Origin of the sequence: Inquilinus sp. NPDC058860 (genome assembly GCF_042743185.1) — a bacterium.
GTDB lineage: Bacteria > Pseudomonadota > Alphaproteobacteria > DSM-16000 > Inquilinaceae > Inquilinus.
Genome location: NZ_JBHYMS010000021.1, coordinates 1 through 14884, shown reverse-complemented (window position 1 = coordinate 14884; position 14884 = coordinate 1). Strand labels below are relative to the sequence as shown.

Sequence of the window (14884 nt, the reverse complement as noted above, 5' to 3'; positions counted from 1 at the left end):
TGGCATGGCCGCCATGACCCGCCAGCGATTGCGACTATACCGACCAGTCGGTATAGTCTCATCTATGAGCACGCCCGACACCAAGACCCGGATCCTGATCGCCGCCGAGCAGGTGGTGCTGGAGCGCGGCGTTTCGGCCCTGACGCTGGACGCGGTGGCCGAGGCCGCCGGCCTGAGCAAGGGCGGGCTGATCTACCACTTCGCCAGCAAGGAGGCGCTGATCCGCGCCATGATCGCGCGGATCGGCGCCTGCATGCAGGAGCGGATGGATCGCCTCTCCGCCGCCGACGGCCGGCCGGGCACCCGCACCCGCGCCTATCTCGGCGCGGCTTTCCCGCCGCCGGGCACCCCGGAGGACCGGGATGCGACGCGGGAGGCGGCGCTGATCGCCGCCCTGGGCAACGACCCGGCGCTGCTGGCCCCCTATGCCGCGCAATATGCCGGCTGGGTGGCGCAGCAGCAGGCGGACGGGATCGACCCGGTCCTGGCCGCCATCGTCCGCCTGGCGGCGGACGGGCTGTGGCTGAACGAGGTGTTCGGCATCCGCGCCGTCGACCCGGCGGACCGGGCGGCGGTGCTGCAGCGCCTGGACGCGATGACGCGCGGCGCCTGACCTTCAATCCAAGGAGTTCCTGTCATGGCTTGGGTGATCCTGATCATCGCCGGGCTGTTCGAGATCGGCTGGGCCATCGGCCTGAAATACACTGAGGGGTTCACCCGGCTGTGGCCCAGCCTGGCGACCGCGGCGGCGATGATCGTCAGCCTCGCGCTGCTGGGCCTGGCGCTGAAGACGCTGCCGATCGGCACCGCCTACGCCATCTGGACCGGCGTCGGCGCGGTCGGCACCGCCATCCTCGGCATCTACCTGTTCGGCGAATCCGCCGACTTCGCCCGACTGGCCTGCATCGGCCTGATCGTCGCCGGGATCATCGGGCTGAAGCTCGTCACCCCGCATTGAGGGCCGCTGAGAATGCTACTGGTGCGGCCGTCCGACGGCGGTTTCTGCGCTTCCGGTGCTCACGGACTCAAACGTCCGCTGCGCGCCGGTTCTCGAAACCGCCGCCAGCCGACTCGCACCAGCGCATTCTGAGCGACCCTCGTACCCCTCCTACCGTCGCACGAGGCGTTCCCATGGCCTGGATCCTGCTGCTTGCCGCGATCGGCTTCGAGGTCGCCGGCACCGTCTGCATGAAGCTGTCCGACGGGTTCCGCAACCCGCTGCCCTCGGTGCTGATCTTCGTGTTCTACGCCGCCGCCTTCGCGCTCCTGACCATGACGCTGAAGCGCATGGAGCTGAGCCTGGCCTATGCCGTCTGGTCGGGCATCGGCACGGCGCTGACCGTGGTGATCGGCGTGCTGTGGTTCCAGGAGGCGCTGACCGTGCTGAAGCTGGCCTCGATCGCCCTGGTGATCGCCGGCATCGTCGGGCTGAACCTCGGCGGAGCGCATTGACGACGCTGGACCTCGGGACCCGACTGGGCTCAACTGGCGCCGTTTCAGCCGAGCCGTATAGGGTTGCCCGAATGCAGGAGATTTCCATTGCCGGCCGCAGGATCGGCTCCGACCACCCGCCCTATGTGATCTGCGAGCTGTCGGGCAACCACAATGGCGAGCTGGCCCGGGCGCTGCGGATGATGGAGGCGGCGAAGGCCACCGGCGCCGACGCGGTCAAGCTGCAGACCTACACCGCCGACACCATCACGCTCGACCATGACGGCGAGCAGTTCCGGATCAAGGGCGGGCTGTGGGACGGAAGGCGCCTGTACGACCTGTACCAGGAGGCCTCGACCCCCTGGGACTGGCACGAGGCGCTGTTCGCCAAGGGGCGGGAGCTGGGCATCACCATCTTCTCCACGCCCTTCGACAAGACCGCGGTCGACCTGCTGGAGGGGCTGGGCGCCCCGGCCTACAAGGTGGCGTCCTTCGAGGTCGTCGACCTGCCGCTGGTCGAGTACATCGCCAGCAAGCGGAAGCCGATGATCATCTCCACCGGCCTCGCCAATCTCGGCGAGATCCAGGACGTGATCACCACGGCGCGCAAGGGCGGCGCCGACGGGCTGGTGGTGCTGCACTGCATCAGCGCCTATCCGGCGCCGATGGAGGACGCGAACCTGCGCACCATCCCGAACCTGGCCGAGACCTTCGGCGTGATCAGCGGCCTGTCCGACCACACCATGGGCACCGCCGCCTCGGTCACCGCCGTGGCGCTGGGCGGGTCGGTGATCGAGAAGCACTTCACCCTGGCCCGCGCCGATGGCGGCCCGGATTCGGCCTTCTCGCTGGAGCCGGCGGAGTTCACCCGGCTGGTCGAGGATTGCAAGGGCGCCTGGGCCGCGCTGGGCCGCATCCGCTACGACCTGAAGGGGTCGGAGGCCGGCAACATCGTCTATCGCCGCTCGCTCTACGTCACCCGCGACGTCAGGGCCGGTGAGGCGCTGACCGAGGCCAATGTCCGGTCGATCCGCCCGGGCTACGGCCTGGCGCCGAAGCACCTGCCGGAGGTGCTGGGCCGCCACGCCGCCCGCGACCTCGCCCGCGGCGAGCCCTTCGCCTGGTCGATGGTGGAATAGGGATCTAAGTCGGACCTATTCTTCCGATCGCGGTTTGCGTAACACTGCCGCGGCATCCCCGCTGAAGGGAGAGCCACAAGCAGGGCAGGAAGCGCATGTCCGTCGTCGCGGTGCTCGATGTCGGCAAGACCAATCTGAAGCTGCTCGCGGCATCGCCGGAGGGCGAGGTGCTGGAGGCGGTGCGCACCCGCAACCTGTCGCGGCCCGGCCCGCCCTATCTGCATGTCGACCTGGCGGCGATGGAGGCCTGGCTGCTGGGCGCGCTGGGCGACCTGGCCCGCCGCCACCGCCTGGCCGCCTTCGTCGCCACCGGCTATGGCACCAGCGGCGTGCTGGTCGACGATCAGGGCCCGGTGCTGCCGATGATGGATTACGAGGCCGCGGCGCCGGGCTGGCTGGACGAAGCCTACGCCGCCGAGGGGCCGGGCTTCGCCGAGACCGGCTGCCTGGTCGACCCCGGCGCGCATCGCCTGGCCAAACAGATGCTGTGGCTGGAGCGCGACTTCCCGGACGGCTTCGCCCGCGCCCGCCGGCTGCTGACCCTGCCGCAGTACTTCGCCTGGCGCCTGGGCGGCGCGCCGGCCAGCGAGATCACCACGCTGGCCGCCCAGACCCATCTGTGGAACCCGGCCGCCGGGGACTTCACCGGCATCGTCCGGCGCCGCGGCTGGGACCGGCTGATCCCGCCGCGCCGCAACGCCTGGGATGTGCTGGGCACGATCCGGCCGGACCTGGCCGTGGCGCATGGGCTGCCGCCGGATCTGGCCCTCTTGTGCGGCGTGCACGACAGCAACGCCAACTACCACCGTTTCCTGGCCGCCGGCCTCGGCGACGTGCCGCTGCTGTCGACCGGGACCTGGATCATCGGCTTCCGGCCGGGGCTGCCGCTGGACCGGCTGGACCCGCGCCGCGGCATGGTCGCGAATGTCGATGTCGACGGCCGGCCGATCGGCTGCACCCTGCATATGGGCGGCCGGGAGTGGGAGCGGATCGCCGGCCCGGACCGGGCCGAGGCGACGCCCGAGGACCTCGCCGCCCTGGTCGCCGCCGGCACCATGGCGCTGCCCGGCTTCGCCGATGGCGACGGGCTGTTCCCCGGCCGCGCCGGGCGCGGCGAGATCACCGGCCCGCCGCCGGCGAACCCTGCCGGCCGCGCCGCCCTGGCGACGCTGTACACCGCGCTCGGCTGCGCCACGGCGCTCGACCTCTTGGAGGCGCGCGGCCGGGTGATCGTCGACGGCGGCGTCGCCGCCAACCCGATCTTCGCGCCGCTGCTGGCCGCGCTGCGGCCGGGCGACCGGGTCGAGACCTCGGCGGAATCGGACGGCAGCGCCATCGGCGCGGCTCTGCTGTGGGCCCGCAACCGGGGCCGCGCGGCCGCCCGGGTGCCGTTGCGGCCGGCAGAGCCCCTGGCCCTGCCCGGCCTCGCCGCCTATGCCGACAGGTGGAGGACGCTGGCTGGCGCGCCGGGCGTCGCGGCGCTATAGATCGGACGTATTCGCCGCCCACCAACCAAACCAGCCGAGGAAACCCCGATGTCCGCCCTCAACCATCTCACGCTGCGGCAAGGCATCATCGACACCTGCCGCGAGATGAACGCCAGCGGGCTGAACCAGGGCACCTCCGGCAACGTGTCGCACCGGATCGAGGGCGGCATGCTGATCACCCCGACCAGCCTGCCCTATGCCCAGATGCAGCCCGAGGACATCGTCGAGATGGCGTTCGACGCCAGCTACGAGGGCCGCCGGATGCCGTCCTCGGAGTGGCGCTTCCACCGCGACATCCTGAAGAACCGCACCGACGTCAACGTCGTGCTGCACACCCATTCGGTGTTCTCGACCACGCTGGCGGTGCACGAGAAGGGCATCCCCTGCTTCCACTACATGGTCGCGGTGGCCGGCGGCATCGACATCCGCTGCTCGCCCTATGCCTGCTTCGGCACCCAGGAGTTGTCGGACCACGCGCTGACGGCGCTGGAGGGCCGCACCGCCTGCCTGCTGGGCCATCACGGGCTGATCGTGCTGGCCGAGAGCTTCGCCCAGGCGCTGTGGCGGGCCACCGAGGTCGAGGTGCTGGCCAGGATGTACGTCCATGCGCTGGCGATCGGCGAGCCGCCGCGGCTGACCGAGGCGGAGATGGCGCAGGTGATCGAGCAGATGCGGCGCATGAGCTACGGCCAGGCGCCGGACCTGGAGGGGGTCGGCGACACCCCGCGGCCGCGCAGCGTGGCTTGAGGCGCGACCGGACGTCATGAGGGCGACCGTCGCCGCGCTGCTGTGCCTGGCGGCGCTCCATCCCGCCGCCGCGGCCGAGGCACCGTCGCTCGACGCCCAGGTGGTCGCGGCGCGGACCGGCCCGCAGGACGACGTCGCAATGGTGCTGATGGTCACCGGCGACGGGGTGGACCCGAGCGCCCTGCCGATCGATGCGGAAAGCTGCGACGGCAGCGGCTATGCCCGCACCGACGACCCGCAGGTGATCGGCTGCTACAGGATCGCGATCACCGAGAACGGCAAGCCCGTCAGCGGTCTGTCCTACGACCATCTCATCAACCGCGGCACCACGACCACCCTGGCGCTGCGCTATCGCACGCCGGTCGAGCCGCGCTTCGCCCGCGCCCTGCGGATCGACATCTCCTTCAGGCTGGGGGACGAGGTGGTGCGGAACCGCCCGGCGGAGATCGCCATGGAGGGCATCCCCAATGACGCCTTCGCCGACCCGGACAACCCCTGGGCGCCGCTCCACGCCTTCCAGGACCGGCGGCTGAACGCGATCTATGACGGCGTGATCTCGAGCCCGAAGGTCGCGGACGACGCGGAGCTGCGCCGGCTGATCGTCAAGGCCGAGCGCGACTGGATCACGCTCAAGGAGGCCGATTGCGCGACGCCCCTGGCGCCGACCCCGGTGGAGGCGGACCAGTGCCGGACGCTGCACACGGTGGTGCGGATCGACCAGCTGGCGGCGCTGAAGCGCGGCCTGGCCGAGGCCGGGCCGTGAGGCGGGCCGCGGCGCTGCTGGCGGCTCTGCTGCTCCCGGCCCTGCCGGCGCGGGCGGAGCAGGTGCTGACGCTGGAGGTGCTGTCGGCGAAGCTGGCGCCGGACCGGACCGACGTGCTGCTGCGCCTGGTCGACGACAGCGGCATCGGCGTGCTGCGCCCCGAAGGGCAGTGCGACAGCGCGCTGCCCGGGATCGGCGAGGCCTCGTCCGGCTGCTACGCCGTGACCATCGCCGAGAACAGCGCGCCGGTCGCGCGCTATTCCTACCGCATCCTGGAGACCCGCGGCACCGACAGCTTCCTGCTGCTGACCTGGCCGTCGGCTGCAGCGGGGGAACGGCGGGTCAGCCTGCGCGTCGATTACAACAGCTTCACCAATCACGACCCGGAAACGGTGCTGCTGCTGTCCGATGCCGACAACGACGCGCTGGACCCGGACGACCCGTTCGAGACCCTGCACCGGATCTATGCCGGCAAGCTGAAGGCCTTCGCGGCCGAGCTGGCGGACAACCCGCCGGTCGATGATGCCGAGGCCGCACGCTGGCGCGACGCCTTCCTGGCGGCGCAGCGGAGATGGACGCAGTTCTCCGAGAGCGACTGCGTGATCGCGGCGCGCCTGTCGGGCGAGCCCGCGCGCAGCCGGTGCCTGGCCGACCGCGCGATGGACCGGATCGACTGGCTGGAGGGCAGTTCCGCGCCGGAGTGAGCCTGCATCAAAAGCTCTATCTCCCGCCGCATTTCCGGAACATTGTCCGGCCTCGGACCCTTATCTCGGTCCGCACATCCGCGACCGCGAGACTGGAGGACAATCATGCGTTCCCTGCCCCTGGCCATCGCCGCAGCCGCGCTCCTCTTGGCCGGCCCGGCCCCCGCCCAGGACATGCAGAACCTGCTGGATCAGGCCGGCAAGGCCCTCGACCAGGCCGGCCGCCGGGTGCAGCAGGGCTATGAGGACACCGCCAAGGCGATCGACCAGGCCATCGCCAACCCGCAGGACCCAGCCTATGGCTCGCTGGCGACCCGGCTGATCCGATCCGACGTGCTCGATTCGGCCCAGCGCCCGATCGGCGAGATCGCCGATTTCGTGATCGCGCCGAACGGCCAGGTGCTGCTGGCCATCGTCCGCATCGGCGGCACGCTGGGCGTCGGCGGCCGGCTGGTGGCGGCCGATTACGGCCAGCTGGAGCCGGTGCTGATGAAGGGCCACCCGGCCTTCGTCTACAAGGGCGACCTCGGCGCCCTGCCTGACTACAAGGTCGCCGCCGGCAACTGAGAGACCGCTCGGTACTGCTGCTGGCGCGGCCATCTGACGGCGGACTCGAGCGCTTCCGGTGCTCACGGACCCAAACGTCCGCTGCGCGCCGGTTCTCGAAACCACCGCCAGCCGACTCACGCCAGCGCATTTCCGAACGGTCTCTGCGCCGATATGACGACTGTGGCGATTTTGGGATTCCCTAAAGGGAACCGACCGCCTAGCTTGCGCATCATCCTTCCGGATGCCGGAGCATTGGTCCGGGGTCCGGCGTGGACGATCGGAACGCCATCGCCCCGGCCCGGCCGGCGGCGGCGAGCGCGCCGGCTGCACGGAAGCGCGCGGGCACGGAACGTATGGTGGATGTCCTGGCGATCGCGATCCTGGTCCTGGCGGTGCTCGGGTGCCTCTATCTGGGCTTGGCCATCCTGCTGACCGGCCGCCATGCCCGGCGGCGCGCGCCGGAATCGGGCGCCTTCCCCTCGATCACCGTGGTCAAGCCGCTGCACGGCGCCGAGCCCGGGCTGTTCGAGAACCTGGCCTCGTTCTGCAACCAGGACTATCCCGGACCGGTGCAGATCCTGCTGGGCGTCGCCGACCCGCGCGACCCGGCGATCGCCGTGGTCGAAGCGATTCGCCGCGCCTTCCCCCGGGCGGCGCTGGAGCTGGTGGTCGATTCGCGCCGGCACGGCACCAACCGCAAGGTGTCGAACCTGATCAACATGGCGGAGCGGATCCGCCACGAGGTCGTGGTCTTCTCCGACAGCGACGTGCGGGTGCCGGCCGACCATCTGCGCCGGATGGCGGCGGAGCTGCAGGCCCCCGGAATCGGCTGCGTCACCTGCCTGTATCACGGCGTGCCGACCGGCGGCGTATGGTCGCGGCTGATCGCCCTGGGCATGGACACGCATTTCATCCCGAGCGTGATCGTCGGCCTGGGCCTGCGCCTGGCGCGGCCCTGCATCGGCACCACCATCGTGATGGGCCGCGACATGCTGGCCGGGATCGGCGGGCTTGGGGCCTTCGCCGACCTCTTGGCCGAGGACCATGCGATCGGCGCCGCGGTGTGGGCGGCAGGCCGCAAGGTCGCGGTGTCGACCCAGCTGATCGGCCACCTGTGCAGCGAGGCCTCGGCCGCCTCGATGTGGGCGCATGAGCTGCGCTGGGCCCGCACCATCAAGAGCATCGATCCGCGGGGCTATGCCGGGTCGCTGATCACCCATCCCCTGCCGCTGGCCCTGATCGCCTGGGCGCTGGACGGCGGGCTGCCAGCCCTGGCCGTGGCCGGGCTGGCGCTGGCCCTGCGGATCGCCCTGTGCATCCGCTTCGAACGCGCCTACTCTCTGCCGCCGCGGCCCTACTGGCTGATTCCGGCGCGCGATCTGCTGGCCTTCGCGGTTTTCGTCGTGAGCTATCTCGGCTCCGGCGTGAACTGGCGGGGGCATCTGTATCAACTCGTTCCAGACGGCACCTTGGTGACGGATCGGAGGCCTCCCTCCCCATGACGATGAAGACGTTGTTCCTGCAGGCGCCGTCCTTCGACGGCTTCGACGGCGGTGCCGGGTCGCGCTACCAGGCCAAGCGCGAGATCAAGTCCTTCTGGTACCCGACCTGGCTGGCCCAGCCGGCGGCGCTGGTCGAGGGGTCGAAGCTGATCGACGGCCCGCCGTCGCGCACCAGCCCGGCCGCGGTGGCCGCGCAGGCCAAGGATTACGACCTCGCGGTCCTGCACACCTCCACCCCCTCCTTCGCCTCCGACGTCAAGATGATCGAGGCGCTGAAGGCGGTGAACCCGAACCTGAAGGCCGGCCTGGTCGGCGCCAAGGTGGCGGTCGACCCGAACGGCAGCATGGCCGGGTCGCCGCTGATCGACTTCGTCGCCCGCAACGAGTTCGACTTCACCATCAAGGAGGTCGCCGACGGCCGCGACCTGTCGAAGATCGACGGCCTGACGTACCGCAACGCCGAGGGCGTGGTGGTGCACAACCCGGAGCGCGCGACGCTCGAGAACATGGATGCGCTGCCCTTCGTCAGCCCGGTCTACCATCGCGACCTGGTGATCGAGGACTATTTCATCGGCTATCTGAAGCACCCGTATCTGTCGATCTACACCGGCCGCGGCTGCAAGTCGCGCTGCACCTTCTGCCTGTGGCCGCAGACCGTGGGCGGGCACCGCTACCGCACCCGCAGCGTCGGCCATGTGATCGACGAGATCCGCTGGGCGAAGCAGACGATGCCGCAGATCCGCGAGTTCTTCTTCGACGACGACACCTTCACCGACGACGCGCCGCGGGCCGAGGCGATCGCCCGCGAGCTCGGCAAGCTCGGCGTCACCTGGTCGTGCAACGCCAAGGCCAATGTGCCGCGCGAGACCCTGAAGGTGATGCGCGACAACGGCCTGCGCCTGCTCCTGGTCGGCTATGAATCCGGCAACCAGCAGATCCTGTTCAACATCAAGAAGGGCATGCGGATCGAGGTCGCGAAGCAGTTCACCAAGGACTGCCACGAGCTCGGCATCCAGATCCACGGCACCTTCATCCTGGGCCTGCCGGGCGAGACCAAGGAGACGATCCAGGAGACCATCCGCTTCGCCACCGAGATCAACCCGCACACCATCCAGGTGTCGCTGGCGGCGCCCTATCCGGGCACCTTCCTGTACAACCAGGCGGTGGAGAACGGCTGGCTGGACGCGGCCAATGCCGAGCTGGTGGATGAGCGCGGCGTGCAGATCGCGCCGCTGCACTACCCGCATCTGAGCCATGACGAGATCTTCCACTCGGTGGAGGATTTCTACCGGCGCTTCTACTTCCGCGCCCCGAAGATCGCCTCGATCGTCGGCGAGATGGTGCGCAGCCCGGAGATGATGAAGCGCCGCCTGCGCGAGGGGGTGGAGTTCTTCCGCTTCCTCAAGGAACGCAAGGCGGCGTGAGCCTGCCGGACGGCCCTCTCCGGCATCGACAGCGCAAAGGCCCCGGACGCGTCCGGGGCCTTTGTGTTGAGGGGGCTCAGCCCTGCCGGACGACGGCGCCGATCGCGTTGACGAGAAGGCGCGCGGCCGTGAGGGCCGACAGGCCGTCGACATCCGCGGGAGGATAGAGCTCGACCAGGTCGAAGCCGGCGATCCTGGCCCGCCTGCCGAGGCCCGCGATCAGGTCGATCGCCTGAGTGTAGCCGAGGCCGCCCGGCGTCCGCGCCGCCACGCCCGGCATGATGCCGGGGTCGAGCCCGTCGCAGTCCAGGGTGACGACGACCCTGGCGCCCTCCGGAACATGCCGAAGCGCCGCCTCGACGCCATGCGCGTGGACCTCGCGGGCGGTCACGAAACGGCTGCCGTAGCGCCGGGCCGCCTCGATCTCCGTCGTCCGCGCGCTGCCGACCGCGCGCAGCCCGACCTGCACCATCCCGGCGACATGCGCCATCTCGCTCGCGCGGCGCATCGGGCTGGAATAGCCGTGGCGCTCGCCGTGCAGCTCGTCGCGCCAGTCGATATGGGCGTCGATCTGCAGGATCCAGACCGGCCCGTGATCGGCAAAGCCGGCCAGGAAGGGGATGACGACGGAATCGTCGCCGCCGAGCAGCATCGGCACGGCGCCTGATGCCAGCAGGCCCCGTGTCTTCTCCTCGATCCGGGCCCGGTTCCCCTCATTGTCGCGCATCACGGTCGGGATATTGCCGGCATCGACGCACGAGGCCGGCCTGCCGTCGAACAGCGGACCGCCGAGATCGAAGTCCCAATGCTCGACGAGGTCCGCATCGTCCCGGCTGGCGGCGCGGATGGCGTCGGGCGCGAGGGCATGGCCGCTGCTGTCCCCGGCAGGATAGGTGCTGCCATGCCCGGCCCCGAAGATCACGATCCGCGGGCTGCGATCGCCGGCGAGGCGGGCGGGAAAGCCCAGGAAACCGGGCGCGGCGGTCATGGCGCCCCCGTGACCCGCCAGATCACGTCGCCCACATCGTCCGCCATCAGCAGCGAGGAGCCGTCCGGGCCGATCGTCACCCCCACGGGCCGCCCGTAGGAAACGCGCTCGTCGGGCGACAGGAAGCCGGTCAGGATGTCGCGCACGGGCCCGGCGGGGCGGCCGTTCGCGAACGGCACGAAGACGAGCTTGTAGCCGCTGAGCTTGCTGCGGTTCCAGGACCCGTGCTGGCCGATCGCCATACCATCGGGGAAGCCGGGCAGCGTGCCGGCCGGAACCCAGCACAGACCCAGCGACGCGGTGTGGCCGCCCAGCGCGAAATCCGGGGTGACGGCCGATGCGACCAGCGCCGGGTCCTGCGGCACCCGGTCGTCCACGATCCTGTCCCAGTAGCAGTAGGGCCAGCCGTAGAAGCCGCCGTCGCGCACCGATGTCAGATAGTCGGGGGGCGTCTCGTCACCCAGACCGTCGCGCTCGTTCACCACCGTCCAGAGCGACCCCGTCGTCGGCTCCCACGCCATGCCGACGGGATTGCGCAGGCCGGAGGCGAAGATGCGGTCCCGGCCGCTCTCGAGGTCCAGCTCATGGATGGCGGCCCGGCCTTCCTCCGCCGCCATCCCGTGTTCCGCGATGTTGCTGAGCGAGCCGACGCCGACATAGAGCTTCCGCCCGTCGGGGCTCGCCAGCAGGCTCCGCGTCCAGTGCCCGCCGGGTTTCAGGTCGTTCAGCTTCCGCCCCGCCGCGCCGATGCGGGTGTCCCCGGGCGCGTACGGAAACGCCACCACGCCGTCGGTGTTGCCGACATAGAGCGTATCGCCGAGCTGCGCCATGCCGAACGGCTGGTTCAGCCCGTCGAGGAACACCTCGCGGGTCTCGGCGACGCCGTCGCCATCGGCATCGCGCAGGAGCGTGATGCGGTTCGGGCTTTCTCCCACCGCGGCGGCACGCTTCATCGTGCTGTACATGGCATAGTCGAAGACGGACCTGACGCCCCCCGGCGCGCTCAGCGCCTCGGCCACCAGCACGTCGCCATTCGGCAGGACGTGGATCCAGCGCGGATGCTTCAGGCCGGCGGCGAAGGCGTTCACCCGCAGCCCCGGCGCGGCGATCGGCGTCCGCCCCGCGGTCCATCCCCTGGCGGTCGGCATCTTCAGGGTCGGGATGCTGCCCTGGGGCTTCGCCGGCGGGATCGCCGGCGTGCTGCCGAAGGCCGGCCCCTGCGGGCCATCGTGCCGGTGCCGCAGATGGATCGCCCCGGCGCCGACCAGCGCGACCACTCGGGCAAAGATGCCGGACAAGCTCATTGCGTTCCCCACAGGCTTGGATACGGGCGACACGGAGCGCCTCGAGGCCGGCGCCACCGATCTGTCAGATTGCAGGCATGCCGTGACGGCCGTCTGCCGAAATGGCGGGATCGAAGGTAGGCCGGACGGCAGATGGACGGAAGTCATCCGGTGTCGAGGCGCCGGCCCGATCATCGCCTTTTTTGGCGCCCCCCGCGGCTACACTCCCCGAATCCCGGCGCGGCATCCTGCGCCGGAGGCCCGCTCGACATGACCGGAGGAAGCAGCGAATGGCGAATGATGACCGCACCAGGACAATTCCCAGGCGGACGCCGGAATCGGCGGCCATGCTGGCAAGCGTCAAGCGGGCGATGGCGATCACCGCCGCTCTCAACCGCCTGACGCTCGACGATGCGGATGAAGTCCGGGCCCTGTTCAGCGAGCTCATCGGCAAGAAGGTGGACGACAGCTTCCTGCTGATCCCGCCATTCTACACGACCGGCGGACCCGATATCGAAGTCGGGCGCAATGTCTTCGTGAACCAGAATTGCACCTTCTACGACCTCGGCGGGCTCGATATCGCCGACGACGTGATGATCGGGCCGAATGTGAGCCTCATCACCTCCGGCCATCCGATCGCGCCGTCCCGGCGGCGCGCCTTCGTCACCGCGAAGCCGATCGTGATCGGGCGAAACGCCTGGATCGCCGCCGGCGCGACCATCATCGGCGGCGTCACGGTCGGCGAGAATTCCGTCGTCGCGGCGGGGTCGGTCGTCACCAGGGACGTTCCGCCGAACTGCCTGGCCGGAGGAAACCCGGCGCGGGTCATCCGTTCGATCGCCGGCTGAGGAAGCGCCTGCAAGGGAACCGAATCAGCCCGCCGATGGCGCGATCCCGAAGATCTGGGTGAACTGGTAGCCGGCGAGGCACAGGATCACGACCCCGACGCCCCATGTCATCGGCCTGGCCGGCACGCGCCTGACGATCAGCCCGGCGAACGGGGCCGCCGCCAGGCCGCCGACGACGAGGCCCGCGACGGCGACCGCATGCTGCCGGAGGTCGCCCGCCTCCTCCCACCGCCCCGACAGCAGCGCGGCCACGAAGGCGGCCGAGACGGTGCAGGTGACGATGAATTCCGAGGCCCCCACGCTGCCGATCGCCCGGCGCGGCTCGACCCCCGCGCCGACCATGGTGGAGGAGACGATCGGGCCCCAGCCGCCACCCCCGAGCGCGTCGAGGAAGCCCCCGGCCGCCCCGATCGGCGCGGTCCAGGCGGGACGCAGGCGGCGGGGCCGGATCTCGCGGATGGCCCGCGCCAGGATGAACAGCCCGACGAGGGCGAGATAGGTCGCCACGAACGGCTTGACGGCGTCGCCGGGGATGCCGGTCAGCACCGTCACGCCGAGGACGGCCCCGACCACCCCGGACGCGGCCAGGGGGAAGAACAGCCGCCAGCTCACATTCCGGTGGGCCATGTGCGAGGTGGCGGTGGCCGCGGTCGTGAACACCTCGGCCGCATGGATGCTGGCCGACGCCGCCGCGGGCGGCACGCCGAAGGCCATCAGCACCGAGGAGGAGATGACGCCGTAGGCCATCCCCATCGCCCCGTCGATCGCTTGCGCCACGAAACCCACGGACAGGAAGAGGAAGAAGGCTTCCATCGGCAGCTCTGCGGAGGTCCGCTGAGAGAACGGCCCCGGAACCCTGTCGTTCCACCGCGCCCGGTGCCGCCCGGCCGATATCCCGCCGCGAAGCCGGGCCGCAGCCGCCCCTACCCCTTCATCGCGGCGCGTCGCGCCTCGATCGCGTCCCACAGGGTGGCCTCGATCTTCACCCCGTCCAGCCGGTTGATCTCGTGGATGCCGGTCGGCGAGGTGACGTTGATCTCGGTCAGCCAGTCGCCGATCACGTCGATGCCGACGAAGATCTGGCCGGTGGCCCGCAGGTCCGGGCCGATGCGGGCGCAGATCTCGCGCTCGCGCTCGGTCAGCGTGGTCTTCTGCGCCCGGCCGCCGACATGCAGGTTGGCCCGCGACTCGCCCTCGGCCGGCATGCGGCTGACGGCGCCCACCGGCTCGCCCTCGACCAGGATGATGCGCTTGTCGCCCTGGCGGATCTCCGGCAGATAGCGCTGGATCATGATCGGCTCGCGGTACATCCGCTCATAGACCTCGAGCAGCGCGACCAGGTTCTCGTCGTCCGGCCGGATCCGGAACACGCCGGCGCCGCCATTGCCGTAGAGCGGCTTGACGATGATGTCGCCGTGCTCGCGCCGGAAGGCGCGGATCTCGTCGCGGTCGGAGGTGATCAGGGTCGGCGGCATCAGCTCCGGATAGTGCGTGACCAGCAGCTTCTCCGGCGCGTTGCGCACCTCCTTCGGGTCGTTCACCACCAGGACACGGTCGGCGACATGCTCCAGGAGATGCGTCGCGGTGATGTAGCCCATGTCGAAGGGCGGGTCCTGGCGCATCAGGATGACGTCGACGGCGCCGAGGTCGACCGTCTCCCATTCGCCGAAGGTGAAATGGGCGCCGCGCACCGCCTGCACCGTCAGCGGCCGGGCCTTGGCGGTCAGCCGGCCGTCGCGCAGGGTCAGGGCCCGCGGCAGGTAGTGCCACAGGCGGTGGCCGCGCGCCTGCGCCTCCAGCGCCATGGCGAAGGTCGAATCCCCGCCGATGTCGATGGTCTCGATCGGATCCATCTGGATGGCGACGGCAAGGCTCATGTCAGCCCGCATTTCTCACACTCGTTGCGTCCTGCGCCGTCGTCCCATGGCGACAGGGCAGGAGAACGGCGTAGCGCGATGCGGCACATCGGGCAAGCCGTTCGACGCACCATGTCGCCATGGGACGACGGCCCGGAGGGTC

Annotated in this window: 16 protein-coding genes; 12 read left to right on the top strand and 4 right to left on the bottom strand. The window is 70.4% G+C overall.

From position 1 onward, the window contains the following. Positions 1–64: 64 nt before the first annotated feature. The 11 genes from ACFW16_RS16410 to hpnJ all read left to right on the top strand — a co-directional run bounded on the left by ACFW16_RS16410 (position 65) and on the right by hpnJ (position 9746). Positions 65–613 (top strand): TetR/AcrR family transcriptional regulator, encoded by a 549-nt coding sequence (locus ACFW16_RS16410; RefSeq protein ID WP_380306812.1) that lies wholly within the window; start codon positions 65–67, stop codon positions 611–613. A gap of 24 nt (positions 614–637) precedes the next feature. Next, a complete protein-coding gene (sugE, locus tag ACFW16_RS16405; protein WP_380306810.1) occupies positions 638–958 on the top strand; it encodes a quaternary ammonium compound efflux SMR transporter SugE in 321 nt (106 codons plus the stop codon). 173 nt (positions 959–1131) lie between these two features. After that, positions 1132–1452, top strand: a complete 321-nt coding sequence (locus ACFW16_RS16400) for a DMT family transporter (RefSeq protein WP_380306808.1) — start codon at positions 1132–1134, stop codon at positions 1450–1452. A 71-nt stretch (positions 1453–1523) separates the two neighbouring features. Further along, positions 1524–2570 (top strand): pseudaminic acid synthase, encoded by a 1047-nt coding sequence (gene pseI, locus ACFW16_RS16395; RefSeq protein ID WP_380306806.1) that lies wholly within the window; start codon positions 1524–1526, stop codon positions 2568–2570. A gap of 95 nt (positions 2571–2665) precedes the next feature. After that, positions 2666–4057: an FGGY-family carbohydrate kinase gene (locus ACFW16_RS16390; RefSeq protein ID WP_380306804.1), complete on the top strand. Its 1392-nt coding sequence runs from the start codon at positions 2666–2668 to the stop codon at positions 4055–4057. A 48-nt stretch (positions 4058–4105) separates the two neighbouring features. Further along, positions 4106–4804: a class II aldolase/adducin family protein gene (locus ACFW16_RS16385; protein ID WP_380306802.1), complete on the top strand. Its 699-nt coding sequence runs from the start codon at positions 4106–4108 to the stop codon at positions 4802–4804. Positions 4805–4820: 16 nt separating this feature from the next. Then, positions 4821–5567: a lysozyme inhibitor LprI family protein gene (locus tag ACFW16_RS16380; protein ID WP_380306800.1), complete on the top strand. Its 747-nt coding sequence runs from the start codon at positions 4821–4823 to the stop codon at positions 5565–5567. Then, positions 5564–6271 (top strand): lysozyme inhibitor LprI family protein, encoded by a 708-nt coding sequence (locus tag ACFW16_RS16375; RefSeq protein ID WP_380306798.1) that lies wholly within the window; start codon positions 5564–5566, stop codon positions 6269–6271. Before ACFW16_RS16380 ends, ACFW16_RS16375 begins: the two co-directional genes overlap by 4 nt. 105 nt (positions 6272–6376) lie before the next feature. Then, positions 6377–6838, top strand: a complete 462-nt coding sequence (locus tag ACFW16_RS16370) for a hypothetical protein (RefSeq protein WP_380306796.1) — start codon at positions 6377–6379, stop codon at positions 6836–6838. A 335-nt stretch (positions 6839–7173) separates the two neighbouring features. Beyond that, a complete protein-coding gene (hpnI, locus tag ACFW16_RS16365; protein WP_380306794.1) occupies positions 7174–8322 on the top strand; it encodes a bacteriohopanetetrol glucosamine biosynthesis glycosyltransferase HpnI in 1149 nt (382 codons plus the stop codon). Beyond that, positions 8319–9746, top strand: a complete 1428-nt coding sequence (hpnJ, locus tag ACFW16_RS16360) for a hopanoid biosynthesis associated radical SAM protein HpnJ (RefSeq protein ID WP_380306792.1) — start codon at positions 8319–8321, stop codon at positions 9744–9746. The genes hpnI and hpnJ overlap by 4 nt, the downstream gene beginning before the upstream one ends. Positions 9747–9822: 76 nt before the next feature. Here hpnJ and ACFW16_RS16355 read toward each other — a convergent pair whose 3' ends face one another. Both ACFW16_RS16355 and ACFW16_RS16350 read right to left on the bottom strand, forming a co-directional pair. Next, entirely contained in the window at positions 9823–10734 is a 912-nt protein-coding gene (locus ACFW16_RS16355; protein ID WP_380306790.1) for an agmatinase, read from the bottom strand. After that, complete coding sequence (locus ACFW16_RS16350; protein WP_380306788.1) at positions 10731–12038, bottom strand: PQQ-dependent sugar dehydrogenase; 1308 nt, start codon at positions 12036–12038, stop codon at positions 10731–10733. Before ACFW16_RS16350 ends, ACFW16_RS16355 begins: the two co-directional genes overlap by 4 nt. Positions 12039–12220: 182 nt before the next feature. On the opposite strand from ACFW16_RS16350, the gene ACFW16_RS16345 reads away from it, so the two are divergent. Further along, on the top strand, positions 12221–12865 hold the full coding sequence (locus tag ACFW16_RS16345) for a sugar O-acetyltransferase (RefSeq protein WP_380306786.1): 645 nt from the start codon (positions 12221–12223) through the stop codon (positions 12863–12865). Positions 12866–12889: 24 nt separating this feature from the next. Here the strand turns inward: ACFW16_RS16345 and ACFW16_RS16340 are convergent, their stop codons facing one another. Further along, positions 12890–13678: a sulfite exporter TauE/SafE family protein gene (locus ACFW16_RS16340; protein WP_380306784.1), complete on the bottom strand. Its 789-nt coding sequence runs from the start codon at positions 13676–13678 to the stop codon at positions 12890–12892. 110 nt (positions 13679–13788) lie between these two features. Next, on the bottom strand, positions 13789–14742 hold the full coding sequence (gshB, locus tag ACFW16_RS16335) for a glutathione synthase (protein ID WP_380306782.1): 954 nt from the start codon (positions 14740–14742) through the stop codon (positions 13789–13791). Positions 14743–14884: the final 142 nt, after the last annotated feature.

What these genes read in the sequence shown, in the direction of transcription:
- ACFW16_RS16370 (WP_380306796.1), top strand. Translation starts at nt 6,377, where the DNA reads ATGCGTTCCCTGCCCCTGGCCATCGCCGCAGCCGCGCTCCTCTTGGCC.
- sugE (WP_380306810.1), top strand. Translation starts at nt 638, where the DNA reads ATGGCTTGGGTGATCCTGATCATCGCCGGGCTGTTCGAGATCGGCTGG.
- ACFW16_RS16400 (WP_380306808.1), top strand. Translation starts at nt 1,132, where the DNA reads ATGGCCTGGATCCTGCTGCTTGCCGCGATCGGCTTCGAGGTCGCCGGC.
- hpnJ (WP_380306792.1), top strand. Translation starts at nt 8,319, where the DNA reads ATGACGATGAAGACGTTGTTCCTGCAGGCGCCGTCCTTCGACGGCTTC.
- ACFW16_RS16390 (WP_380306804.1), top strand. Translation starts at nt 2,666, where the DNA reads ATGTCCGTCGTCGCGGTGCTCGATGTCGGCAAGACCAATCTGAAGCTG.
- pseI (WP_380306806.1), top strand. Translation starts at nt 1,524, where the DNA reads ATGCAGGAGATTTCCATTGCCGGCCGCAGGATCGGCTCCGACCACCCG.
- ACFW16_RS16380 (WP_380306800.1), top strand. Translation starts at nt 4,821, where the DNA reads ATGAGGGCGACCGTCGCCGCGCTGCTGTGCCTGGCGGCGCTCCATCCC.
- ACFW16_RS16355 (WP_380306790.1), bottom strand. Translation starts at nt 10,734, where the DNA reads ATGACCGCCGCGCCCGGTTTCCTGGGCTTTCCCGCCCGCCTCGCCGGC.
- ACFW16_RS16340 (WP_380306784.1), bottom strand. Translation starts at nt 13,678, where the DNA reads ATGGAAGCCTTCTTCCTCTTCCTGTCCGTGGGTTTCGTGGCGCAAGCG.
- ACFW16_RS16350 (WP_380306788.1), bottom strand. Translation starts at nt 12,038, where the DNA reads ATGAGCTTGTCCGGCATCTTTGCCCGAGTGGTCGCGCTGGTCGGCGCC.
- gshB (WP_380306782.1), bottom strand. Translation starts at nt 14,742, where the DNA reads ATGAGCCTTGCCGTCGCCATCCAGATGGATCCGATCGAGACCATCGAC.
- ACFW16_RS16385 (WP_380306802.1), top strand. Translation starts at nt 4,106, where the DNA reads ATGTCCGCCCTCAACCATCTCACGCTGCGGCAAGGCATCATCGACACC.
- ACFW16_RS16410 (WP_380306812.1), top strand. Translation starts at nt 65, where the DNA reads ATGAGCACGCCCGACACCAAGACCCGGATCCTGATCGCCGCCGAGCAG.
- hpnI (WP_380306794.1), top strand. Translation starts at nt 7,174, where the DNA reads ATGGTGGATGTCCTGGCGATCGCGATCCTGGTCCTGGCGGTGCTCGGG.